The sequence below is a fragment of the Corallococcus sp. AB011P genome (genome assembly GCF_003611605.1).
Lineage (GTDB): Bacteria > Myxococcota > Myxococcia > Myxococcales > Myxococcaceae > Corallococcus > Corallococcus coralloides.
The window spans coordinates 310,518-333,039 of the sequence record NZ_RAVX01000001.1; the positions used below are offsets into that span (position 1 = coordinate 310,518).

18 protein-coding genes are annotated in these 22,522 nt (G+C 69.3%); 13 read left to right on the forward strand and 5 right to left on the reverse strand.

The window, feature by feature from the left end:
• The first annotated feature begins 4 nt into the window (after window positions 1-4).
• The 4 genes from D7X30_RS01350 (at window position 5) to D7X30_RS42190 (ending at window position 5,578) form a co-directional block, all read left to right on the forward strand.
• A complete protein-coding gene (locus D7X30_RS01350) occupies window positions 5-2,008 on the forward strand; it encodes an ATP-binding protein (RefSeq protein ID WP_120561011.1) in 2,004 nt (667 codons plus the stop codon).
• A 274-nt stretch (window positions 2,009-2,282) separates the two neighbouring features.
• Window positions 2,283-3,593 (forward strand): cytochrome-c peroxidase, encoded by a 1,311-nt coding sequence (locus D7X30_RS01355; RefSeq protein ID WP_120561012.1) that lies wholly within the window; start codon window positions 2,283-2,285, stop codon window positions 3,591-3,593.
• Between the two features lie 12 nt (window positions 3,594-3,605).
• Complete coding sequence (locus D7X30_RS01360) at window positions 3,606-4,724, forward strand: metallophosphoesterase (RefSeq protein WP_014400174.1); 1,119 nt, start codon at window positions 3,606-3,608, stop codon at window positions 4,722-4,724.
• Between the two features lie 23 nt (window positions 4,725-4,747).
• Window positions 4,748-5,578: a c-type cytochrome gene (locus D7X30_RS42190; RefSeq protein ID WP_199724143.1), complete on the forward strand. Its 831-nt coding sequence runs from the start codon at window positions 4,748-4,750 to the stop codon at window positions 5,576-5,578.
• Between the two features lie 39 nt (window positions 5,579-5,617).
• Here the strand turns inward: D7X30_RS42190 and D7X30_RS41535 are convergent, their stop codons facing one another.
• Window positions 5,618-5,797, reverse strand: a complete 180-nt coding sequence (locus D7X30_RS41535; RefSeq protein ID WP_147443063.1) for a hypothetical protein — start codon at window positions 5,795-5,797, stop codon at window positions 5,618-5,620.
• Between the two features lie 56 nt (window positions 5,798-5,853).
• A complete protein-coding gene (locus D7X30_RS01370; protein WP_120561013.1) occupies window positions 5,854-6,063 on the reverse strand; it encodes a hypothetical protein in 210 nt (69 codons plus the stop codon).
• 1,204 nt (window positions 6,064-7,267) lie between these two features.
• Here D7X30_RS01370 and D7X30_RS01375 point away from each other — a divergent pair.
• Window positions 7,268-9,634 carry a hypothetical protein gene (locus tag D7X30_RS01375; protein WP_120561014.1) on the forward strand — a complete coding sequence of 789 codons (2,367 nt, stop codon included), beginning with the start codon at window positions 7,268-7,270 and terminating at the stop codon, window positions 9,632-9,634.
• A gap of 43 nt (window positions 9,635-9,677) precedes the next feature.
• Here D7X30_RS01375 and D7X30_RS01380 read toward each other — a convergent pair whose 3' ends face one another.
• The 3 genes from D7X30_RS01380 to D7X30_RS01390 all read right to left on the reverse strand — a co-directional run bounded on the left by D7X30_RS01380 (window position 9,678) and on the right by D7X30_RS01390 (window position 13,198).
• On the reverse strand, window positions 9,678-10,712 hold the full coding sequence (locus tag D7X30_RS01380; RefSeq protein WP_014400170.1) for a rod shape-determining protein: 1,035 nt from the start codon (window positions 10,710-10,712) through the stop codon (window positions 9,678-9,680).
• A gap of 243 nt (window positions 10,713-10,955) precedes the next feature.
• Complete coding sequence (locus D7X30_RS01385) at window positions 10,956-11,675, reverse strand: glycosyltransferase family 2 protein (RefSeq protein WP_120561015.1); 720 nt, start codon at window positions 11,673-11,675, stop codon at window positions 10,956-10,958.
• 56 nt (window positions 11,676-11,731) lie between these two features.
• Window positions 11,732-13,198, reverse strand: coding sequence for an aminotransferase class I/II-fold pyridoxal phosphate-dependent enzyme (locus D7X30_RS01390; protein ID WP_120561016.1), 1,467 nt, complete (start codon window positions 13,196-13,198; stop codon window positions 11,732-11,734).
• A 202-nt stretch (window positions 13,199-13,400) separates the two neighbouring features.
• Here D7X30_RS01390 and D7X30_RS01395 point away from each other — a divergent pair, with 202 nt between their 5' ends.
• From D7X30_RS01395 to D7X30_RS01430, 8 genes are all read left to right on the forward strand, one after another.
• Window positions 13,401-13,712 (forward strand): hypothetical protein, encoded by a 312-nt coding sequence (locus tag D7X30_RS01395; RefSeq protein ID WP_120561017.1) that lies wholly within the window; start codon window positions 13,401-13,403, stop codon window positions 13,710-13,712.
• Window positions 13,713-13,776: 64 nt separating this feature from the next.
• On the forward strand, window positions 13,777-14,604 hold the full coding sequence (locus D7X30_RS01400) for a 2,3,4,5-tetrahydropyridine-2,6-dicarboxylate N-succinyltransferase (protein ID WP_120561018.1): 828 nt from the start codon (window positions 13,777-13,779) through the stop codon (window positions 14,602-14,604).
• Window positions 14,605-14,687: 83 nt separating this feature from the next.
• Window positions 14,688-15,320: a cupin domain-containing protein gene (locus tag D7X30_RS01405; RefSeq protein WP_120561019.1), complete on the forward strand. Its 633-nt coding sequence runs from the start codon at window positions 14,688-14,690 to the stop codon at window positions 15,318-15,320.
• A gap of 45 nt (window positions 15,321-15,365) precedes the next feature.
• Window positions 15,366-16,454 (forward strand): succinyl-diaminopimelate desuccinylase, encoded by a 1,089-nt coding sequence (dapE, locus tag D7X30_RS01410; RefSeq protein WP_120561020.1) that lies wholly within the window; start codon window positions 15,366-15,368, stop codon window positions 16,452-16,454.
• A 150-nt stretch (window positions 16,455-16,604) separates the two neighbouring features.
• Complete coding sequence (locus D7X30_RS01415; RefSeq protein WP_120561021.1) at window positions 16,605-16,991, forward strand: cell envelope biogenesis protein TolA; 387 nt, start codon at window positions 16,605-16,607, stop codon at window positions 16,989-16,991.
• A gap of 221 nt (window positions 16,992-17,212) precedes the next feature.
• Window positions 17,213-19,471 (forward strand): family 2 encapsulin nanocompartment cargo protein terpene cyclase, encoded by a 2,259-nt coding sequence (locus D7X30_RS01420; protein ID WP_120561022.1) that lies wholly within the window; start codon window positions 17,213-17,215, stop codon window positions 19,469-19,471.
• A 54-nt stretch (window positions 19,472-19,525) separates the two neighbouring features.
• Window positions 19,526-20,923, forward strand: a complete 1,398-nt coding sequence (locus tag D7X30_RS01425) for a family 2B encapsulin nanocompartment shell protein (protein ID WP_120561023.1) — start codon at window positions 19,526-19,528, stop codon at window positions 20,921-20,923.
• A 33-nt stretch (window positions 20,924-20,956) separates the two neighbouring features.
• Window positions 20,957-22,357 (forward strand): family 2B encapsulin nanocompartment shell protein, encoded by a 1,401-nt coding sequence (locus D7X30_RS01430; RefSeq protein WP_120561024.1) that lies wholly within the window; start codon window positions 20,957-20,959, stop codon window positions 22,355-22,357.
• Window positions 22,358-22,522: the final 165 nt, after the last annotated feature.

Consider the following 22,522-nt stretch of genomic DNA (forward strand, 5'->3'; position numbering starts at 1 on the left):
GACGATGCAAGGGAGCGCTGACACGGAGCAGGGGAAGGAGCCTTCCGAGGACTCGGCGGAGGAGCTTTATGAGAACGCTCCGTGTGGCTACCTCTCCACGAGCCCGGAGGGGCGCATCATCAAGGTCAACCAGACCTTCCTGACCTGGACCGGCTATTCCAGGGAGGCCTTGCTCGGCGGCAAGCGATTCTGGGAGCTGCTCACGGTCGCGGGCCGCATCTTCCACGAAACCCACTACGCCCCCCTGCTCCAGATGCAGGGCTTCGTCCACGAGCTCTCGCTGGACCTCGTTTGTGCCGACGGCCGTCCGCTGCCTGCCCTGATCAACTCCGTGCAGAAGAGAGACACGCTCGGAAGACCCCGGTCCGTCCGGACGACGCTCTTCAACATGACGGATCGCAAGCGCTATGAGCGCGAGCTGCTGATGGCCCGTAGGAAGGCCGAACAGCTGGCCCAGGCCAAGGCGGCGCTGCTCGCGACCCTCAGCCATGAGGTCCGCAACCCCCTCAACGCCATCACCGCCGCCACGCGGCTCCTGGGGATGACGCCGCTCTCCGACAAGCAGTCGAAGTACCTGCGCATCCTCGGCTCCGCGTCCGGCAACCTGCTCGCGCTGGTCAACGACATCCTGGACTGGAGCAAGATCGAGGCGGGCAAGCTCTCGCTGGAGCAACGCGAGTTCTCTCTCCGGGAACTGCTCGGCGACATCCTGAACGGCCAGGCCGCCCGGGCCGAGGAGAAGCGGCTGCAACTCCAGATGGAGACCGACGAGCGGGTCCCGGCCTCTCTCCTGGGGGACCCGGTCAAGCTCGGGCAGATCCTCACGAACCTCGTGAGCAACGCCCTCAAGTTCACGGAGAAGGGTGGGGTCAAGGTCAGCGTGGCCCTCCGGTCCCGGGACGGCGACGCGTGCGACCTGGCCTTCCAGGTGAGCGATACGGGAATCGGCATTCCACCGGACCGCCTTGCCGCCATCTTCGAGGAGTACACCCAGGCGAACTACGACATCGGGATGAAGTACGGCGGGACGGGGCTGGGCCTCTCCATCAGCCGGAAGCTGGTGGCGCTGCATGGCAGCAAGATGGTCGTGGAGAGCGAGGTGGGAAGGGGAACACGCTTCTCCTTCGACCTGCGCTTGAAGGCCGTGGCGGGGGGCGCCGCCGCCACCACGGCTCCCAGCAGCGAGTCCTCCCCGCAGGCCCTGCGGGGCCTGAAGGTGCTCGTGGTGGAGGACAACGAGGTCAACACCTACGTGCTCGCCCGTTGGTTCGAGCACTGGGGAGTTTCGTTCGACGCCGCCAGGAACGGACACGAGGCGGTGGAGCGCCTCCGCCAGGGCGGCTACGAGCTCGTCCTCATGGACCTGCACATGCCGGTGCTGGATGGATACGACGCGTTGAAGGTCATCCGGCAGCTCCCGGACGAACGGCTCCGCCAGATTCCCATCATCGCCATCTCGGCCTCCACGCGGGCCTGGCAGGAAAGCAAGGTCCTGGCCTCGGGGTTCACGGACTTCATCGGCAAGCCTTTCGACGAGGGAGTCCTGTTCAGGAAGATGGCGCGGTGCACTTCCCGCGAGGCTCCAGAGGCGCACGTGCATCCGCCAGAAGCGGCCCCCCGTGCCCCCGTGTCCGCCGCGGACTCCCTGGTCCTGGCGCCTGACTTCAGCTTCACGAAGCTCAAGCAGTGGGCAGCGGGAGATTCACAGGCGAGCGCGGCTCTGGCCCGCTCCTCCGTCCAGGCGCTGGAGCAGGCCCGGCCGGCGCTCACGGCGGCGCTCAAGCAGGGCGCCCGCGACGAGTACGAGCGCGCGTGCGAGGCCATCACGGGGACCCTGCACCTGCTCGAAGCGCACGGGCTCGCGGCAGCCCTCCGCCGTGCCCGGGCACTGCTCGCCGGCAACGCCCCGGACTCCACGCGGGTGCAGGCCGCGGTGTTCGCCATCGACTGGGAGGTGGAGAACCTCGTCGGAGCACTCGTCGCCATCGCGAGCGAGGCCGACGCCTGACCTGCCGGCTCACGCAGGCTCCGTGACTCCGCCTCCCGGCCAACCCCGCGTGGACTTCCTCGTCGCGCACGGACGGAAAGATGAAGCCCACACGTGGCTCTCCTCCCACGGCTGGCGCCCGGTGACGTCAGACGTTCCAATGCCAGACACTTCCCCCTCCCTGGCGACCTAGCAACCGTTGAACGTTTCGCGCGGGTTGCGTGAAATGCGCGGACCGGCCTCGGACCCGGGCGGATGTCCCGCCGCGGCTCCAGAGAACGGGTAGGAGGCGTTCATGCGGCTGCCCTCGGGCGTCGTCACGATGCTCGCCGTGGTGCTCAACTCCGGCGTGGGACTGGCAGCAACTCCCCCTTCACCACCGGCGACCGCGACACCGCCACAGCTGCCGCCGGGCGTCTCCGCGACGCTGTGGCGGCTCGCGGTGCCCGAGGGCTCCGAGCCCACACCGGAGCGGGTGGCGCTGGGGGAGAAGCTCTTCCGGGACAAGCGCCTCTCCGTGGACAACACCGTGGCCTGCATGACGTGCCACGAGCCGGAGCTGGGCTTCACCGACGGCAAGCCGCTGTCCGAGGGCGTCAAGCAGCAGAAGGTGACGCGCAACAGCCCCACCGTGCTCAACGCCCTCTTCAACGCCACCCAGTTCTGGGACGGCCGCGCGGCCACGCTGGAGGACCAGGCGAAGCTGCCCATCCTCAACCCGCGTGAGATGGGCATGCCGGATCCGGACACCGTCGTGAAGAAGGTGCGAGGCATCCCCGAGTACGTCACCGACTTCCAGAAGGTGTTCGGCCGCGAGCCCAACTTCGACGACCTGGCCGTCGCCATCGCCGCGTTCGAACGGATGCAGTTCTCCGGCGACGCGCGCTTCGACAAGTTCATCATGGGCGACGCCAAGGCGCTCACCGCGTCGGAGAAGAACGGCTGGGCGCTCTTCAACGGCAAGGCGCGCTGCAACTCCTGCCACGCGGGCAACGCCGTCTCCCCGCTGTTCAGCGACCAGAAGTTCCACAACATCGGCGTCGCCGCGCACAAGCAGGACTTCGTCACCCTGGCGCGCAAGGGCGTCCAGGTGGTGCGCACCGGCGACGAGAAGCAGATCGACGAATTGGCGCTCAACTCGGAGTTTTCCGAGCTGGGCCGCTTCCTCGTCACCAAGCAGGAGAACGACGTGGGCTCGTTCAGGACGCCCATCCTGCGCAACGTAGGCATCACCGGCCCGTACATGCATGACGGGTCGCTCACCACGCTGTGGGACGTGATGGACCACTACAACAAGGGCGGCGTGGCCAATCCCTACCTCGACGGTGGGATGCAGCGGCTGGGGCTCACCGAGCCGGAAATCGACGACCTGGTGGCGTTCCTCTTCGCCCTCACGGACACGAAGTTCGACAAGCTCAACAAGGAGCAGCTGGCGAAGCAGCGCGCCCGGAAGAACACCCGGCCGGAGCGGGACACCGCCATCGCCATGGGCAAGAAGGGCAACCTGGGCGACCTGGCTCCGAACCCGGATCTGAAGGTGAAGAACCCGGCGGACCTGGGTATCTACGGCGACGTCACCCCGGTGACGACCACCAAGCAGCGGTAACGGAGGCGCGCCATGGCAAACAAGTTCCAGAGCATCGAGACGAAGCACTACGCCGAACGCGACGCCTTCTTCGAGGGCCTGCGCAAGCTGGACCGCCGCGCCTTCATGCGCGTCGCCGGCATCTCCGCCGGCATCGTCGCGGGCATGGGCAAGCTCACGCCCAACAGCTTCCAATTGGTCAACGTGGCGGAGGCGCAGGGGGAGAAGCCCAAGTTCTCCTTCGCGTACATCTCCGACACGCACCTGTACGAGAACAAGCTCAACGACCGCTTCGTACGCGCCATCCTCAAGGCCGTGGACGACGTGAACGCGCTGGACCCCCAGCCGGACTTCGTCCTCTTCGGCGGAGACCTGGCGCAGCTGGGCCAGGCCGGTGAGCTCAAGCTGGGCGCTCAAATCCTCAAGTCCGTGAAGGCCCCCATCAAGATGATGGTGGGCGAGCACGACTGGTTCCTGGACATGGGCGAGCTGTGGCGCGACCTGTTCGGCGCGCCCAACTACTCCTTCGACCACAAGGGCGTGCACTTCGTGGTGCTCAACTCCATCCTGGAGAAGGACTTCTGGACGGAGCGGAAGCTCTCCCCCATGGAGCGCATGAAGATCGTCGCCGGCCTGGACAATGGCATCCAGTCCCGCTTCGAGGTCGGCGCCGAGCAGCGCCAGTGGCTCCAGAACGACCTGGCCAAGGTGGCGAAGACGACGCCCGTCATCGTCTTCAGCCATTCGCCGCTCTACAAGTACTACAAGCCCTGGAACTTCTGGACCGACGACGCGGACGAGGTGCAGGCCATCCTCAAGCCGTACGAGAAGGTCACCGTCATCCACGGCCACACGCACCAACTGCTCAGCAACCGCATTGGCAACATCTCCTTCCACGGGATGCTGTCCACCGCGTGGCCGTGGCCGTATGCGCCCGAAGGCCTGCCCTCGCTCACGGTGCCCATGAACCGCGCGGATCCGTTCAGCCAGTTCGACGGCTGCGGTAACGGCCGCATGGACGTGCTGGAGTCGGGGCTCGTGGACAAGCTCTACAACCTCTGGCAGCGCGACCCCATCACCGTGCGCGCCAGCTACCTGGGCTCCGGTGGCAAGCAGTCCGCGCCTCCCAAGCCCAAGCTGCCCACCTACTAGGACCGGAAGAGGAACTCCCTCCCATGAACCTGCGAATGAAGCTGCTCGTGGTCCCGTGCGCGGCCCTGTCCTTCGCCGGCGGTGTGGCGCTCGCCACGTCCCCGGAGTCGAAGGCCGCCCCCCAGGCGCAAGCCCTGCCCAAGCACGTGCTGCCCGCGTCCAAGGACGGCAACCTGGTGCTGGGCCTGTGCGACGGGGAGACGTCCATGGAAGTGCCCGGCGTGAAGGACGGCCAGAAGCTCACCCGTGCCCAGGCCATCACCGCCACCGCGCAGTTGATGGATGACTGGCGCAAGAAGAACCCGAACGCGAACTGGGACGACGTGCCCGGCCCTGTGCTGGCGCAGGCCTCGCCCCCGGCCACGAAGAAGCCCCCGGCGCCCGCGCCCCAGCCCAACCCCGGCTCGAAGCCCGCGGGCAACGACGTGCGCCAGGGCGGCGTGGGCGCGGAGACGGGCGCGAAGGCGGTGCCCCAGCAGCAGAAGGCCAACCTCCAGACGGGCCACACCTACGGCGCGTACTCCGAGCGCGACGAGCAGGTGTGGGCGGACTCCGTGCAGGCGGCCGTGAAGGACGGCCACCGCGTGTTCCACGACGCGGACGCGCTGGGCGGCACGGTGGGCGTGTCGTGCGACATGTGCCATCCGGACGCGGCCAACACCCACCCGGAGACCTACCCGAAGTACCAGGTGCAGCTGGGCCGTGTGGCGCTGCTGCGCGACATGATCAACTGGTGCATCGAGAACCCGGTGCGCGGCAAGCCGCTGGCGGACGGCGACCCGAAGATGCGCGCGATGGAGGCGTACATCTACGCGCAGCGTAAGGGCGTGAAGCTGGAGTACGGCAAGCACTGAAGCTCGGGCTGACCTCGGGCCCCGGGGCGCCTCATGCGCTCAGGGGCCCTGGAGCAGGGCGATGTAGAACACGCAGAACGGATGCGCGAACAGCAGTCCGTAGGTGATTTGCAGCGGCGTCGGGCGGTGCCGGTTGATGACGCCCTTCGTGGGGCCGCGTACATCCCGGCGCCGCAGGTACGCCCCCAGCGCGAGGGACACCACCCCGACACGAGCCATGCGTTCATGAGGGGAAGCAGCCAGCGCGCTCGGAATGGGACGCAAGCCAGCGTCCGTCACATCCGGCCGAGGAAGAAGCGGACGAGCAGGAACAGCGCCATCGCGTAGGCGTACCCCAGCAGGACGCGACCGGCGATGCGCTGCGGCGTCGGCTTGCGCGGCCCGGCCTCCGGAGGCGGCGCGCGGCGCTGGTCGCGCATCACGAGGAAGCGCCCCAGGCCGAGCGCGACGATGACGGAGATGATCACGAGGTCGAAGGCGCCCATGGCGTGGGAGCTTCGGCCAACGGCCTGACGGGATTCAAGGCAAGTGGCATGCCGCGCCCCGCCAGTGGCGCATTGCACGAGCCGGTCCAACAAGTCTCCGCTGGCCCGATGGGGTGCTCCCCCGGCCGCGGTTGCCCCGAACCTGTCCGACAGTCGGACAGGTTCCTGCGGGTGGGGCGGAGCGGAGGCTTCAGCCAGCCACGGCCTTCAAACCTGTCCGACAGTCGGACAGGTTTCTGCGGATGGGACGGAGCAGAGGCCCCGGCCAGCCACGGTGGCCCAAAGCTGTCCGACTGTCCGACAGGTTTCCTCGGCTCGGATGGCGGAGGCCCCGGCCAGCCACGACCTTCAAACCTGTCCGACTGTCCGACAGGTTTCCTCGGCTCGGGGGCGGAGGTCTCAGTCGCGGCGGCCCAAAGAAGCTGTCCGACTGTCCGACAGGTTTCCGCGCTCGGATTGCGCGACAGCTCCCATCCCGGCGTCCCACACTTGTTGGACAGTCGGACAGGTTTCCGCGGCTCGGATGGTGGAGGCCTCGGTCGCGGCGGCCCAAAGCTGTCCGACTGTCTGACAGGTTTCCGCGCTCGGATTGCGCGGCAGCTCCCAGCCCGGCGTCCCACACTTGTTGGACAGTCGGACAGGTTTCCGCGGCTCGGATGGTGGAGGCCTCGGTCGCGGCGGCCCAAAGCTGTCCGACAGTCGGACAGGTTTTCGCTGGTCGGATGGAGTGCCGCCCCCGGCACGGGGAAGCCCAATGCTGTCCGACTGTCGGACAGGTTTCCGCAGTTCGGATAGCGGAGGCTCCCAGCCAAGCACGGTGGCCCAAAGCTGTCCGACAGTCGGACAGGTTTTCACGGCTCGGGTGCCGGGGGCCCTGGTTGGGGTTGTCCAAAGCTGTCCGACTGTCCGACAGGTTCCCTCGGCTCGGATGGAATGGAGGCTCCGGCCAGCCATGGGGGCCAAAGCGGTCCGACTGTCCGACAGGTTTTGGCCGCGCGCCGCCGCCGGGGGGCTCGGCAGGGTTCTTACGCTCTCATCCGTGGGGACGGCCTTCTGGCCCGAGGGCCCGGTGCGGCGATGGATGAGGGTGGCCCTCTTGAGGTCGATGGCGTTCGTTGCGCGGCGAGGCTTCGGGCCATGTCCTGACGGGATTTGGGGCCCGGGGCTTGCCTTCCCCCCGCCGGCACCCGGTTGAATGCGGGCCATGTCCCTCGCCCCTGTCACGGACCCCAGCGGTTTGCTGGAGCGCGCGCCGCGCCTGGCGGAGCTCCTGCCGGATGCCGCGCTGTCAGAGGCGCTCGCGCGGGGTGACGCGTGGGCGGTACACGCGGTGCTCTCACGCCGGCTGGAGCATGAGCCTCCCGGGCCCACGCGGGAGTTGCTGGCGGCGCTGGTGGAAGACCGTGGCGCCTTCGTCATCGCGGCTCGCTCGCCGTCTGCGTCCTCCGTTCTGGGGACGGGTGTCCGGTGGAAGGGCTCGCCTCCGCGCGGCGCCGCCCCGAACGCACCCTTTGTCGCCGAGCGCACCGTGACGGTGCTGGGCGTTCCGGTGTGGCCCCTGGATGGCTACCTCGTGCGCGCGGACGGCAAGGCGCCGCTTCAGGTCATCGGACAGGTTCCGCCCTCGCGCGGCAGGTCGCGCCGCCGCGCGGTGGCCCTGGCCGGGATGGCGCTGGGGCTCTGCGGCCTGGCGGGGCTGGGTGCGGTGTGGCTGGAGGCTCGCGGCATGCGCGCCGTGACGGTCGTCAATGGCTTGTCGCGCCCCGTGGACGTGCGCATCGGCGGCGAGCACTGGGTGGTGGCACCCGGGACGCAGGAGCAGGGGCGCGTGAAGCTGGGAGACGACCTGCTCCGCGCGGTGACGACCTGGCCCGGCCACGAGCCCGTCATCGAGGACGTGTGGCTGCCGACCGACGGCGAGCGGATCCTCTACAACGTGAAGGGCGCGGCGATGCTGGAGGCGGTCCCGGATGACGGGGCCACCTACTCGGGCCCACGCTCCAGGTCCCTGCCGGAGAGCGCCATGGTGCTCCAGCCGGGCGAGCGACTCTCCGTCCAGGCCGCGAACTGGGAGGCCGCCGCGCGCGCCTTCGCGGAAGCAGGACGCTGGGAGTCCGCGGGCCGCGTGGCGTCCTCCGTCGCACAGGTGGAGCCAGGGAATGCCCTGGCGCGGGAGATGGCCGCGCGCGCCCTGCTCATCCTGGACTCGCAGGCGCCGGTGAACCTCCCGGACGCCCTGCGCTGGCGCAACACGCGCGGCCACGCGGCGATGTTGATGCACACCTGGCAGGAGGATCCGGGCGCGCAGGCGCTGGCGCTGTCACTGCTGCGCCTCATTGGAGACGGAGACGCGGCGCGCGCCCGCTACACGGAGCACGCGCAGCAGCACCCGGACTCACCGCTGGCCGCCCTCTACCTCCAGCGCGCGAGCCCGCCGTCCCTGGGCACCGCGGAGGCCGTCGCCGCATACCAGGAGCTGGCGAAGCGCTTCCCGGACTCGCCCGACGTGGTCCGTGCCTGGCTGGATGCGCGCTGGCGCTTCGAGCTGGGGGACTCGCGGCCCTGGAGTGACAGCGAGCGCCAGGACTTCGTCACCGAGACGGCGAGACTGCTGAAGGCACTCGAGGAGAAGCACCCGCCGGACACCCTGGAGGCGCTGGAGCTGGACGTGCGCATCCTCCTGCGCGCGCAGCTGCGCGACGCCGCCACCACGCGGGTGCGCCGCTACGCCGAGGACGCGCGCCGCAGGACGTGGGACTTCCTGGTGCTGGCCGGACGCACGGCCGCGGCCGCCGGGCCCGAGCACACGTCCTACGTGATGCTCGACTGGGTTCCCCCCGCCCTGGCGCGGCAGCCGGAGCGGATGGCGCTGTTGGACCTGCTCACCGGCCAGCGTACCCCCAAGGCGGCGGAGGTCGCGGCGGTGACGTCGCCCGTGGACCGCGCCGTGCTGCGCCTCACCCGGGACGTGCTGCAGGACCCGAAGCGCGCGCTGAAGGATGCCGTGGGCGAGTCCGAAGCCGTGCTGTCCCGCCTGGACCCGGAGGTCGCCGCGCTGCTCGCGCTGGAGCTCACACGGGAGGGGGATGCGCGCGCGAAGAACCTCTTCAACGCGTCGCTGCCGGTGATGCTCGCGCGCGAACCGCTGCGCAACCACGTCCTGTCCGCCTCGCGCGCCACCGGACCGGAGCTCATCCGTCTGGCCCCGGGCCTGCGCGCCGCCGCCACCCTGGTCCACGCCCGGCGCGACTCGCAGGAGGGCTACCCGGTCTTCGTCCAACGCCTGGATGGCCTCGCTCGCGTGGACGCGCTGGGAGGCTTCGCAGTCCGCGCCGCCGGCCCCTGGATGCGGCGCGCGTTCGACGCCTGCATGGACACGAAGGTGGAGCGCCCAACACCGCCGGGGATGCTCCTGAGAGGCGCCGTCGTGGAGGAGATGGCCCGCCAGGAGGACGACCGGGAGGGCCGCCGCCCCAACTGCGAGGCGCGCATCGTCACGCCCACCCGACTGCCGCTGCCCCGGGCCGCCGCCACGACGCCGGCCGGAAACGCGAACGGCGCCGACCCCTGAAACCGGGTCCGGCGCCGTCACGGTGCAGCGGGAGCGGGGAACCTCAGCCCGGCTGGCAGACCTGGCGGAGGATGTCCAACGACTCCAGCGCCTTGCCCGCGCCAATCACCACGGCGGACAGCGGGTCCTCCGCGAGGAACACCGGCAGGCCCGTCTCCTCACGGAGCAGCGTGTCCAGGTTCTTGAGCAGCGCGCCGCCACCGGCCAGCACGATGCCCCTGTCGGCGATGTCACCGGCCAGCTCCGGCGGCGTGCGCTCCAGCGTCAGCTTCACCGCTTCGACGATGCCGTTGACGGGCTCCGCGAGCGCGTCGCGCACCTCGTCGCTGGACACCGTCAGCGTGCGCGGCACGCCGGCCACCAGGTCGCGACCCTTGATCTCCATGGTCATGACCTCGTCCGTCGGGTACGCCGTGCCGATGCCCATCTTGATGAGCTCCGCCGTGCGCTCACCGATGAGCAGGTTGTACTTGCGCTTGACGTACTGGATGATCGCCTCGTCCAGCTTGTCGCCGCCAATGCGCACGGACTTGGCGAACACGATGCCCGCGAGGCTGATGACCGCGACGTCGGACGTGCCACCGCCGATGTCCACAATCATGTTGCCGCTGGGCTCCGTCACCGGCAGGCCCGCGCCAATCGCCGCGGCCATGGGCTGCTCGATGAGGTAGACCTCGCGCGCGCCCGCGTTGGCGGCCGCCTCACGCACCGCGCGGCGCTCCACCTCCGTGATGCCGGACGGGATGCCGATGATGATGCGCGGGTTCACCAGCGTCTTGCGGTTGTGCGCGCTCTGGATGAAGTAGCGCAGCATCGCGGCGGTGATTTCGAAGTCGGCGATGACGCCGTCCTTCATGGGCCGGATGGCCACGATGTTGCCCGGCGTCCTGCCGAGCATCTCCTTGGCCTCCTTGCCCACGGCGAGCACCTTCTTGCCGCCGCGCGAGTCCTGCTGCACCGCCACGACGGAGGGCTCGTTGGACACGATGCCCTGGCCGCGGATGTAGATGAGCGTGTTCGCCGTACCCAGGTCGATGGCGAGGTCGCGCGAAAACAGGGTGTGGAGCCAGTCGAACATACGGGGACGGAAACTTTCGGAAGGGCCGCGAAACTCCCCGCCCTTCAGACGGAGTGCGTTGTCGAAACTACTACGCGCCGCGATACGGAGGAAGAAAAGCCGGAACCCCTCGCAGGGTGCCGCTCGCTGGACAACCAACCGCACCCGCCCGTCTGTTCCCTTGTCCCCATTCGGAGCGCGCTTTTCTTGAAGAACCCGTGCCGCATCCTCCCCCGGACAGCGGCCGGGCGGACGTCCGGGCTTTCAGCGCTTCAGGGCGTACTTCCCGATGGCGTAGAGGGCGCGCACGCCGTCCTTCCAGCCAATCTTCTTGCCCTCCTCGTAGGTGCGCCCGTGGTAGCTGATGGGCACCTCGAAGACGCGCCAGTTGCCGCGCGCCACCTTGGCGGTGATTTCGGGCTCGAAGCCGAACCGGTCCTCCTCCACGTGCACGGAGCGGAGCACTTCCGCACGGAAGGCCTTGTAGCAGGTCTCCATGTCCGTGAGGTTCAGCCCGCTCGTCATGTTGGAGAGCATGGTGAGCAAATTGTTGAGGACGGTGTGCCAGTAGTACAGCACCCGGCGCGGCGACCCGATGAAGCGGCTGCCGAAGACGACGTCCGCGTCACCGTCGAGGATGGGCTGGATGACCCGCGGGATGTCCCGGGGGTCGTATTCCAGGTCCGCGTCCTGGACGAGGATGATGTCCCCCGTGGCCTCGGCGAAGCCCCGGCGCAGCGCGGCCCCCTTGCCCTGGTTGTTCTCCTGGAAGAGCACGCGGATTTCGTTCCGGTTCTGCGGCGTGCCCCCCAGGATGTCCAGGCCCTGTTCGGACAGCTGGCGCAGGAATTCGCGGCTGCCGTCCTTCGAGCAGTCGTCCACCAGGACGAGCTCCTTGGGGAAGTCCACGGCGATGCAGCGCCGGAGGATTTCCGCCAGGGTGGGAATCTCGTTGTAGACGGGGATGACGAGCGAGACGAGCATGGCGGCCCCGCCCTATCGCATTTCCCCCGCCAGGGCGACTCCCTTGCTCACAAAATTCAGGGCCGGGCCGCGCTCCGGAGCGCGTCCAGCAGGGACTCCAGGTCCGCGTCCCCGGTGAGCGGGTGGATGAGCGTGGTGCGCAGGTACACGCCCCGGGGCAACCGCGTCTGCACCAGGTAGAAACTCCCACGGGAGACCAGCGCTTCACGCAGGCGGACCTGGAGCGCGTCCCAGCCCTCCGGCGGCACGTGCGCTGGGGTGTGGCGGAAGCAGACGATGTTGCAGTCGGGCTCCAGGGCCAGCTCGAAGTCCGGGGCGGCGGTGAGCATCCCCGCGAAGCGCCGGGCCTGGTCGTAGGAGGCGGTGACGGCCTCCTCGAAGACGCGCGTGCCCAGCACGGACAGGCACGCGTAGACCTTGAGCGGCATCATCTCCTTGGTGCACTCCAGCGTGCGCAGGCCCACGTCGCTGTAGGGGCGCGCGTCGTCGCCGTCGCCGTGGAAGAGGTAGTGGGCCTCCTGGGAGAAGGCGTCGAAGGAGCGCGCGCCGTCGCGGAAGAGCACGGCCGTCACCAGCGCGGGCATGAGCAGCCCCTTGTGCGCGTCCCACACCACGGAGTCCGCCCGCTCGATGCCCTTCACCTGCGCGCGGTACTTCGGGCTCAGGGACGCCGCGGCCCCGTGCGCGCCGTCCACGTGGAACCACAGGCCGTGCGCTTGTGCGAAGTCCGCCACGGGCTCCAGCGGGTCGAACGCGCCGGTGGCGGTGGAGCCCGCGCTGGCCACCACGGCGATGGCCTTCCTCCCCGCGCGGGTGGCCCGGGCGAGCGCGTCCTCCAGGGCGTCCGGCCGCACGCGGAAGTGGTCGTCCACGTCCACCGGGGTGAGGCCGCCCTCGCCCCAGCCCATGATGCGGACCGCGCGGGCCAGGCAGTAGTGGGCGGAGCGGGGGACCAGCACCGTCAGGGGCGGGCCCGCGTGCGCGCCGCCGTTCCACGCGTCGTAGCCGGCCTTCGCCTGACGGGCGGCGAGCAGGGCGGTGAGGTTGCCCGCGCTGCCGCCGGAGGTGAGCACGCCCCGGGCGCTCGAAGGCAGGCCCAGCTTCGCCGCCATCCACGCGAGCACGTGGTGCTCCATCGCGGTGGCGACAGGGCCCATCTCGTACACGGCCATGCCGTTGTTGAGCAGCGACGACACGGCATCGCACAGCGCGGCCAGCGGCACGGGCGCCGTCACCTGATGTCCCACGTAGCGCGGGTGGTGCAGGTGGTGCGAGCTCTCAAGTACGCGCGCCATCAGTGACGCGAAGGCCTGGGACACCTCCGGCGCCGGCTCCTCCGGGAACGCCGTGGCGAAGCGCTCCTGGTTCACCGCGGGCGGGGCCCAGGGCAGCACCGGCATCGTGCCCCCGGCGAGCGCGGCCTTCAGGTAGTCCGCGAGCTGATCCATCAGGGCGTGGGCGGTGGTCCGGAAGGCCTCCGGTTCATAGGCGGCGCGCAGCGGCGGGAAGACGGGGGTCGTCATGGCGGGCGCACGCTAACGGGAGCGCGTCTTCCAGGTGCGGGAAACCCGGACACGAGGGGCCGGACGGGCTCCAGGCCGTGCGGCCGGTGGACCTGTTCCGCTCTTGGGGCGACCGGGCGGGCAGGGGCCCGGCGAAGGGGCGGGCTGCTCGCGGCGCCCACGGGCCGTCCCCACCTTTCCGACGCACAGGAGGAGACGACCGATGGCTTTCGACGACACGCCGTCCGAACGGCGCTCCATCATCAGCGGCATGCGCGTCCGCTCGGCGGATGGGACGCTCCTGGGGTACGTGGCCCTCATCGGCCAGGAGCATCTCTACGTCCGGCGCTCGCCCTTCGTCCGCCATCGCCACTGGAAGGAGGCCCCCCTGTCCGCCGTGGGCCGGGTGCTCCAGGGCGCCGTCATCTTGAAGGAGGGCACGGGCCCGCTGACTCACGCGGATGCCATGTTTCACGGCGAAATCCCGACACAGACCCTGCCCCTGGTGCTGGGGCCCGAGCCGTCGCACGCGTGAGGCCGTCCGGCGGTGGACACCGGGGAGGAGCGCGGACACCTGAAGTGTGATTCAACTCGGCGTCATGGCGACATCCCTCGAAGAGCTCTCCCAGCGGGTGTCCGCGGCGTTCGCGGACCGGGCGAAATTGAAGGACGCGGACACGGTGGCGGCGGTGCGCGAGACGCTCGCGCGGCTGGACACCGGGGAGTTGCGCGTCGCGGAGAAGGGCCCGGAAGGCTGGCGGGTCAACGCCTGGGTGAAGGAGGCCATCCTCCTGTTCTTCGCCGTGTCGGAGATGCGGGTGATGGAGGTGGGCCCCTTCGAGTTCTACGACAAGGTGCCCCTGAAGAAGGGCCTGGAGGCGGCGGGCGTGCGCGTGGTGCCGCCGGGCACCGTGCGCTACGGCGCCTTCGTGGAGCGGGGCGCGGTGGTGATGCCCGGGTACGTGAACATCGGCGCGCGGGTGGGCGCGGGCACCATGGTGGACACCTGGGCCACCGTGGGCTCCTGCGCGCAGGTGGGCCGCAACGTCCACCTGTCCGGCGGCGTGGGGCTGGGCGGCGTGCTCGAGCCGCCCACCGCGTCGCCGGTCATCATCGAGGACGGCGCCTTCCTGGGCAGCCGCTCCATCGTGGTGGAGGGCGTGGTGGTGGAGGAGGAGGCGGTGCTCGGCGCCAACGTGGTGCTGACCGCGTCCACGCAGATCATCGACGTCACCGGGCCCCAGGAGGTCATCCACAAGGGCCGCGTGCCGGCGCGCAGCGTGGTGATTCCGGGCATGCGGGAGAAGCAGTTCCCCGCCGGGAAGTTCATGGTCCCGTGCGCGCTCATCATCGGGCAGCGCAAGGCGTCCACCGATCAGAAGACCAGCCTCAACGCCGCCCTGCGGGACTTCGCCGTCGCGGTGTGAGCCTGCGACAAATCCGGCGCGGGCGGGGTCGCGTATAGGTGTTGTTACGCGACTTGTTACGGCCGCGTCGTTTTCAGGAGAGCATGGAACACCTCGACGACATCCTCCCCGAGTGGCTGCTCGGGACCCTGGAGCCGGCCCGGCACAACGCCGCGGCCCGGCACCTGGATGGCTGTGCGCGCTGCCGGGCGGAGGTGGCCCGGCTGACGCCCGCCGTGGATGCGCTGGGGGCGCTCGTGGAGCCGGTGGCGCCCCCCGCCTCGGTGATCACGCGCCTGATGGAGCAGATGGAGGGGCCCGGCCGCTTCGCCCGCCAGGCCGGGAAGGTCGCCGCGTTCCTGGACCTGGCGGAGGCGCGGGCCCGCGAGCTGCTGGAGTCCATGGCGGAGCCCGCCAACTGGATGCCCGGCCCGGTGGAGGGCGTGGAGCTGATGCCGGTGGAGACGGGCCCGGCGCGCGAGGGGATGATGGCCGCCGTCGTGCGCCTCCAGCCCGGCGCCCGCTACCCGCGTCACGCGCACCTGGGCCGCGAGTGGAACCTGGTGCTGGAGGGCGGCTTCCGCGAGGACTCCGGCCACGAGGTATGGCCGGGGGATGAGCTGGAGAAGACGGACGGCTCGCTGCACGACTTCACCGCGCTGCAGGGCCCCGCGTGCATCTGCGTCACGGTGTTGGATGGCGTGACGTCCTTCGAGGACCTGTCCGACGGCGCCTGACGGGACGATGTCCCGGGCCCGGGCGGGGAGTATGGTGCTTCGCGCATGGCCTCCACCGACCTCGCCACCCGACTCGCCCAGACGACGCTCGAGCTGTGCCGCATTGAAAGCCCCATTGGCCACGAGGGTCCCATCGCGGACCACGTGGAAGGCTGGGCGCTGAAGCACTTCCGTCGCGAGGAGGTCTTCCGCGTCGGGCACACGCTGCTTTTGGGCTCGCTGGAGGACCCCCGGCCCACGGTGGCGCTCATCGGCCACCTGGACACGGTGCCCATGCACCCCGGGGATGTGGGCCGCGCGCCGCGCATCGAAGGGGAGCGCGTGCACGGGCTGGGCGCGTCCGACATGAAGGGCGGCGTCGCGGTGATGATGGCGCTGGCGGAGGACCTCAAGCGAGACGCGCTGCCCGTCAACGTGGCCTTCCTCCTGTACGAGCGCGAGGAGGGCGCCTACGCGGAGAGCGGCCTCATCCCGCTGTATGAAAAGCGGCCGGACCTGTCCCGCGTGAAGTTCGGCATCGCCATGGAGCCCACGGACGGCGTGGTGCAGGTGGGCTGCGTCGGCAGCATGCAGGTGACCGTCCGCTTCACGGGGCGCAGCGCGCACTCCGCCCGGCCGTGGCAGGGGGAGAACGCCATCCACAAGGCGGGGCCGCTGCTCACGGAGCTGCTGGGCCGCGAGCGCGTGGAGGTGAACGTCGCGGGCTTCCCCTTCTACGAAGTCATCAGCGCCACGCTGGCCAAGGGCGGCCGGGCGCGCAACGTGGTGCCGGAGGCGTTCGAGCTGAACCTCAACTACCGCTTCGCGCCGGGCAAGAGCGTGGCGCAAGCGAAGGAGGACGTGCTGGCGCTGGTGGCGGGCCGCGCGGAGGTGGAGTTCACGGACGCGTCCCCCAGCGGGCCGGTGGCCGCGGGCAACCCGCTGTTCCAGCGGTTGATGTCGCTCACGGGGCTGCCCGCCGCGTCGAAGCAGGCGTGGACGGACGTGGCGCGCTTCGGTGAGTGGGGCGTGGACGCGGTGAACTTCGGACCGGGTGAGACGGCGCAGGCGCACCAGCTCCACGAGAGCGCGCCCATCCCTCCGCTGGCCGTGGCGTACGAGAAGCTGGCCGCGTTCCTGAAGGGCGCGGCGTAGCGGCCCGCGTGGCGTCGTGCGCGCCGGGGCCGGATTCTCGGCCTCGCACGTGAGCGTATTCGTCAGCTGGAGTGCATCTGCGCGGGAGGCATGCGTGCACTTCTGGCGGTTGCGTTTACCCTTGCAGGGTCGTCACCCTGGAGGTTGTTGATGCACGCCGAGTCGAACATGCAGGACCCGAACGAGACCCCGTCGTCCAACACGATGCTGCCGGTTGGTGAGGCCACGCCGTCGCGCCGCCGCTCCTCCGGCGCGCGCAAGGGCGCCCGCAAGGCGTCGTCCCGCCGCACGGGGGCCGCGAAGAAGGCGACCTCCAAGCGCACCACCGCGAAGAAGGCCGCGGGCAAGCGCACCGCGAAGAAGGCCACCAGCAAGCGCGGTACCGCGAAGAAGGCCACCGCCAAGCGCGGCGCCCGCAAGGCCCCGGCCCGTCGCGCCGCCGCTGGCCGCACCGCGCGCAAGACGTCCGGTCGTGGCTCGTCCACGCGCAAGACGTCCGCTCGCAAGAGCTCCGCGCGCCGTTCCACGCGCCGCTAGAAGGTCACGCGTGGGTCACGCGGGGAGGCGGAGGCCCCCGGGAAGGGCCGCGCTCCCCGCGGGAGACTCTCTCCTTCTCATTCGCTGATCCGAGTGGGTCATCCGCCATCCCCGTGAAACCTTATTCAACTGATTAAGCAATATTTCCTGTCAAAACTGTTGTCCGTGGTGCTGCCCACTGGACGACAGTACAAGCCCCTGGGGTCCAACGAGGGGTGGAGATGTCCAAGGGGAAGCAGAAGCAACCGTTCCAGCTGCCGGATTTCTACGTGCCGTGGCCGGCGCGCCTGAATCCGAACCTGGAAGCGGCCCGCGCGCACACCAAGGCATGGTCCTACCAGATGGGCATCCTGGGGCCGCCGCGGGATGGCACGGACCGCGAGGTCTGGTCCGAGCGCCGCTTCGACGGCATGGACTACGCGCTGCTCTGTGCGTACACGCACCCGGAGGCGCCGGGCCCGGAGCTGGACCTCATCACGGACTGGTACGTCTGGGTCTTCTACTTCGACGACCACTTCCTGGAGGTCTTCAAGTACTCGCGCGACGTGGCGGGTGGGCAGGCCTACCTGGACCGTCTGCCGCTGTTCATGCCGCTGGACATGTCCCCGCCGCCGGAGCCGGTCAACCCGGTGGAGCGCGCGCTCTGGGACCTGTGGCAGCGCACCGTGCCGTCCATGTCCATGGATTGGCGCAAGCGCTTCTTCGAGAACACCAAGCACCTGCTCGATGAATCGATGTGGGAGATCGAGAACATCAGCGAGGCGCGCATCTCCAACCCCATCGAGTACATCGAGATGCGCCGCAAGGTGGGCGGCGCGCCCTGGTCGTCCGACCTGGTGGAGCACGCCGTCTCCGCGGAGATTCCGGACCGCGTCGTCAGAAGCCGGCCGATGCGCGTCTTCAAGGACACGTTCTCGGACGCGGTGCACCTGCGCAACGACCTGTTCTCCTACGAGCGCGAACTGGAGGAGGGCGAGCTCTCCAACGGCGTGCTGGTGGTGGAGAAGTTCCTCGACTGCGACACCCAGCGCGCGGCGGACCTGGTCAACGACCTGCTGACGTCGCGGCTCCAGCAGTTCGAGACCACGTTCGCCACGGAGCTGCCGTGGCTGTTCGCGGAGTACGGGCTCAACCCGGTGGAGCAGGCGCAGGTGCTCACGTACCTGCGCGGCTTGCAGGACTGGCAGTCCGGCGGCCACGAGTGGCACATGCGCTCCAACCGCTACATGAACCAGCACTCGGAGGAGCGGCCGGCGCTGTCCATCCCCGTGCCCTCCGGTCTGGGTACCTCCGCGCTGCGGATTCCGCTGACGCCCGGCGGGCTGGGGCTGGGGCCCCGCTCCCGGTCGCTGAGCCACGTGCCCCGCCAGTACGTGGGCCCCACGAAGCTGCCGAAGTTCTACATGCCGTACAGCACGTACTTGAGCCCGCACCTGGACCGCGCGCGCAAGAACTCCAAGGAGTGGGCGCGGCGGGTGGGCATGCTGGAGGTGGTGCCCGTGGTGGGGTTCTACGTCTGGGACGACCACAAGTTCGACGCGGCGGACGTGGCCCTCTGCGGCGCGTACATCCACCCGGACGCGACCCCGGAGCAGCTGGACCTGACGGCGTGCTGGCTCGTCTGGGGCACCTACGCGGACGACTACTTCCCCATGCTCTACGCGAACACGCGGGACATGGCGGGCGCGAAGATGTTCACCGCGCGGCTGGGCCAGTTCATGCCGGATGACGTGGAGGCCGCCAACGCCGCGGTGCCCACCAACCCGGTGGAGCTGGGCCTGGTGGACCTGTGGAAGCGCACCGCCGGCCCGCTGTCGCCGCGCGGCCGCATGCTGTTCCGCAAGGCCATCCAGGACATGACGGACAGCTGGGTGTGGGAGCTGAACAACCAGCTCACCAACCGCGTGCCGGACCCCGTGGACTACGTGGAGATGCGCCGCAAGACGTTCGGCTCGGACCTCACCATGAGCCTGTCGCGCCTCTCCAAGGGCGACGCGGTGCCGGAGGCCGTCTTCAACACCCGCACGCTGCGCGGGCTGGAGAACTCCGCCGCGGACTACGCCTGCTTCGTCAACGACCTCTTCTCCTACCAGAAGGAGATCCAGTTCGAGGGCGAGCTCAACAACTGCGTGCTCGTGGTCCAGAAGTTCCTGGGCGTGGACAAGGACGCGGCCGTGCTCACGGTCAACGAATTGATGACCGCGCGCATGAAGCAGTTCGAGCACCTGGTGGCCAAGGAGCTGCCGGTGGTCATCCGCACCTTCGACCTGGATGCGAAGGCGCAGGAGAAGCTGAACAAGTACGTGGAGCAGCTCCAGCAGTGGATGGCGGGCATCCCCCGGTGGCACGCGGAGGTGACCCGTTACACCGAGAAGGAGCTCATCCACGACGCGGCGCCGAAGCTCAAGGCCGGGAACGTCTCCAGCCTGGGCACCTCCGCGATGCGCGTCGCCGAGCTGTTCCGCGCCGCCAAATCCTGAGTTCAACCGCAGTCCGAAGCCTTTTCGATTCTTCAACCTGCAGAAGGGTGACCCATGTCCAACGACACCAAGAAGTTCGACGACAACAACCAGAGCCTTGGCACGCAGGCGGCGCGTCAGCTGGCGACGACGACCAAGTCCGAGCCGCAGATGCAGGGCATCTCCTCGCGGACGCTGCTCAAGCTGCTGCCGTGGGTGCAGGTGTCCGGCGGTACGTTCCGCGTCAACCGCCGCATGACCTACGCGGTGGGCGACGGCCGCGTCACCTTCACCAGCACCGGCGCCAAGGTGCAGGTGATTCCGCAGGAGCTGGGCGAGCTGCCCCTGCTGCGCGGCTATGAAGACGTGGACGCGCTCACCGCGCTGGCCAACCGCTTCGAGCAGAAGGAGTACAAGGCCGGTGAGGTCATCACCGAGGCCGGCAAGGAAGCGGACTCCATCGTCCTCATCGCCCACGGCAAGGTGAACCGCATTGGCACCGGCAAGTACGGCGAGCCGCTGGTGCTGGAGACGCTGGCGGACGGCGACCACTACAGCTACCAGGCGCTGCTGGAGTCGCAGGACTACTGGCAGTTCACGGCGAAGGCCGTGACGCCCGTCATCGCGCTCGTCCTCCAGCAGTCCGCCTTCGAGGCGGTCGTGGCGCAGGTGCCGTCGCTGCAGAAGCACATCGACAACTTCAAGGCCCGCTCCAAGAAGAAGCAGGACACGTCCGGCCAGAAGGCCATCGAGCTGGCCGCCGGCCACCACGGCGAGCCCGTGCTGCCCGGCACCTTCGTGGACTACGAGACGCACCCGCGCGAGTACGAGCTGGCCATCGCGCAGACCGTGCTGCAGATCCACACGCGCGTCGCGGACCTCTTCAACGACCCCATGAACCAGACCCAGCAGCAGCTGCGTCTGACCGTGGAGGCGCTGAAGGAGCGCAAGGAGCACGAGCTCATCAACAACCGTGAGTTCGGCCTGCTGCACAACGCGGACCTGAAGCAGCGCATCCACACCCGCTCCGGCGCGCCGACGCCGGACGACATGGACGAGCTGCTGGCCACGGTGTGGAAGGAGCCGTCGTTCTTCCTGGCCCACCCGCGCGCCATCGCCGCGTTCGGGCAGGAGTGCAACAAGCGCGGCATCTACCCCACCAGCACCGACATGAACGGGACCATGGTGCCCGCGTGGCGCGGCATCCCCATCGTGTCCTGCAACAAGCTGCCCATCAGCGAGTCGCGCACCACGTCCATCATGCTGATGCGCGCGGGTGAGAAGAACCAGGGCGTCGTGGGTCTGCACCAGGCGGGCATCCCGGATGAGATCGAGCCCAGCCTCAACGTCCGGTTCATGGGCATCAACGAGAAGGCCATCATGAACTACCTGGTGACGGCGTACTTCTCCGCGGCGGTGCTGACGCCGGACGCGCTGGGCATCCTGGAGAGCGTGGAGCTGGGTCGCTCGTAGTTCTTCGTCCGCACGTAACGGGAAGGTTCTTCCATGACGACTTCACAGAAGGACGTAGCGGCGCACGAAGGCACCAGCCTCAGCACGGCGGGTGCGCGCCAGCTCGCGACGACGACGAAGACGCAGCCGGTGATGCAGGGCATCTCGCCCCGCTACCTGCTGAGCATCCTGCCCTGGGTGCAGGTATCCGGCGGCACGTACCGCGTGAACCGGCGGCTGACGTACACCGTGGGCGACGACCGGCTGAACTTCAGCAACATCGGCGCCAAGGTGGAGATCATTCCGCAGGAGCTGCTCAAGCTGCCGCTGATGCGGGGCTTCGAGGACGTGGATGACCTGCTCATCCGCACCCTGGCTGGCCGCTTCACCCAGAAGCAGTTCAAGGCGGGGGAGAACATCGTGGAGGCGGGCAAGTCCGCCGAGCACGTGTTCCTGCTGGCGCACGGCAAGGCGCAGAAGCTGAAGGCCGGCAAGTACGGCGACCCCGTCGTGCTGGACACGCTGGCGGACGGCGACCACTTCGGTGACCAGGCGGTGGTGGAGTCGAACGACGTGTGGCCCTTCACCGTCAAGGCCGTCACGGCCTGCACGGTGATGGCGCTGCCGCAGGACGTGTTCGAGTCCCTCATCAGCCAGTCCCCGGCGCTGAAGGCGCACGTGGAGCGCTACCGGGCGAACCTCAAGAAGCCCCAGGACAAGGCGGGACAGGCCGCCATCGCGCTGGCCGCCGGTCACCACGGCGAGCCCGTGCTGCCCGGCACCTTCGTGGACTACGAGCTGAAGCCGCGCGAGTACGAGCTGAGCGTGGCGCAGACCATCCTGCGCGTGCACACCCGCGTGTCGGACATCTTCAACGACCCGATGAACCAGACCGCGGAGCAGCTGCGGCTGACCATCGAGGCGCTGAAGGAGCGCAAGGAGTGGGAGCTCATCAACAACCCGGAGTTCGGCCTGCTGCACAACGCCGACCTCAAGCAGCGCATCAACACCCGCTCCGGTCCGCCGACGCCGGACGACATGGATGAGCTGGTGTCGCGCCGCCGCAAGACGCGCTACTTCCTGGCCCACCCGCGCGCCATCGCGGCGTTCGGCCGGGAGTGCAACAAGCGCGGCCTGTACCCGACGGTCGTGGACGTGGGCGGGGCGAAGTTCCAGGCGTGGCGCGGGGTGCCCATCCTCCCGTGCGACAAGCTGCCCATCAGCCGGGAGAACACCACCTCCATCATCGCCATGCGCATCGGTCAGGACGACCAGGGCGTGGTGGGCCTGCACAACGCGGGCATCCCCGACGAGGTGGAGCCGAGCCTCACCGTGAAGCGCATGGCCGTGAACGACCAGGCCATGACGAACTACCTGGTGAGCACCTACTACTCCGCCGCCGTGCTCGTCCCTGACGCGCTGGGCGTGCTGGAGAACGTGGCGCTCGGCGGCTGAGGCGTTCCTCGGCTGTGAGACATGGACGGGCCCGGTGCCTTCAGTGCGCCGGGCCCGTTGTCTTTAGCGGCACCGGGCGAAGTACCAGCGCAGCTGCACCTGGCCCCGGAGCACCGGGCCGTCATCCGTGTCCGCGCCGGGCGTGAGCAGTGCGGCCATTACCGC

Bases quoted from the DNA above. Each gene is read 5' to 3' on its own strand.
- D7X30_RS01350 (WP_120561011.1), top strand. From the start codon at position 5: ATGCAAGGGAGCGCTGACACGGAGCAGGGGAAGGAGCCTTCCGAGGAC.
- D7X30_RS01355 (WP_120561012.1), top strand. From the start codon at position 2,283: ATGCGGCTGCCCTCGGGCGTCGTCACGATGCTCGCCGTGGTGCTCAAC.
- D7X30_RS01360 (WP_014400174.1), top strand. From the start codon at position 3,606: ATGGCAAACAAGTTCCAGAGCATCGAGACGAAGCACTACGCCGAACGC.
- D7X30_RS42190 (WP_199724143.1), top strand. From the start codon at position 4,748: ATGAACCTGCGAATGAAGCTGCTCGTGGTCCCGTGCGCGGCCCTGTCC.
- D7X30_RS41535 (WP_147443063.1), bottom strand. From the start codon at position 5,797: ATGGCTCGTGTCGGGGTGGTGTCCCTCGCGCTGGGGGCGTACCTGCGG.
- D7X30_RS01370 (WP_120561013.1), bottom strand. From the start codon at position 6,063: ATGGGCGCCTTCGACCTCGTGATCATCTCCGTCATCGTCGCGCTCGGC.
- D7X30_RS01375 (WP_120561014.1), top strand. From the start codon at position 7,268: ATGTCCCTCGCCCCTGTCACGGACCCCAGCGGTTTGCTGGAGCGCGCG.
- D7X30_RS01380 (WP_014400170.1), bottom strand. From the start codon at position 10,712: ATGTTCGACTGGCTCCACACCCTGTTTTCGCGCGACCTCGCCATCGAC.
- D7X30_RS01385 (WP_120561015.1), bottom strand. From the start codon at position 11,675: ATGCTCGTCTCGCTCGTCATCCCCGTCTACAACGAGATTCCCACCCTG.
- D7X30_RS01390 (WP_120561016.1), bottom strand. From the start codon at position 13,198: ATGACGACCCCCGTCTTCCCGCCGCTGCGCGCCGCCTATGAACCGGAG.
- D7X30_RS01395 (WP_120561017.1), top strand. From the start codon at position 13,401: ATGGCTTTCGACGACACGCCGTCCGAACGGCGCTCCATCATCAGCGGC.
- D7X30_RS01400 (WP_120561018.1), top strand. From the start codon at position 13,777: ATGGCGACATCCCTCGAAGAGCTCTCCCAGCGGGTGTCCGCGGCGTTC.
- D7X30_RS01405 (WP_120561019.1), top strand. From the start codon at position 14,688: ATGGAACACCTCGACGACATCCTCCCCGAGTGGCTGCTCGGGACCCTG.
- dapE (WP_120561020.1), top strand. From the start codon at position 15,366: ATGGCCTCCACCGACCTCGCCACCCGACTCGCCCAGACGACGCTCGAG.
- D7X30_RS01415 (WP_120561021.1), top strand. From the start codon at position 16,605: ATGCACGCCGAGTCGAACATGCAGGACCCGAACGAGACCCCGTCGTCC.
- D7X30_RS01420 (WP_120561022.1), top strand. From the start codon at position 17,213: ATGTCCAAGGGGAAGCAGAAGCAACCGTTCCAGCTGCCGGATTTCTAC.
- D7X30_RS01425 (WP_120561023.1), top strand. From the start codon at position 19,526: ATGTCCAACGACACCAAGAAGTTCGACGACAACAACCAGAGCCTTGGC.
- D7X30_RS01430 (WP_120561024.1), top strand. From the start codon at position 20,957: ATGACGACTTCACAGAAGGACGTAGCGGCGCACGAAGGCACCAGCCTC.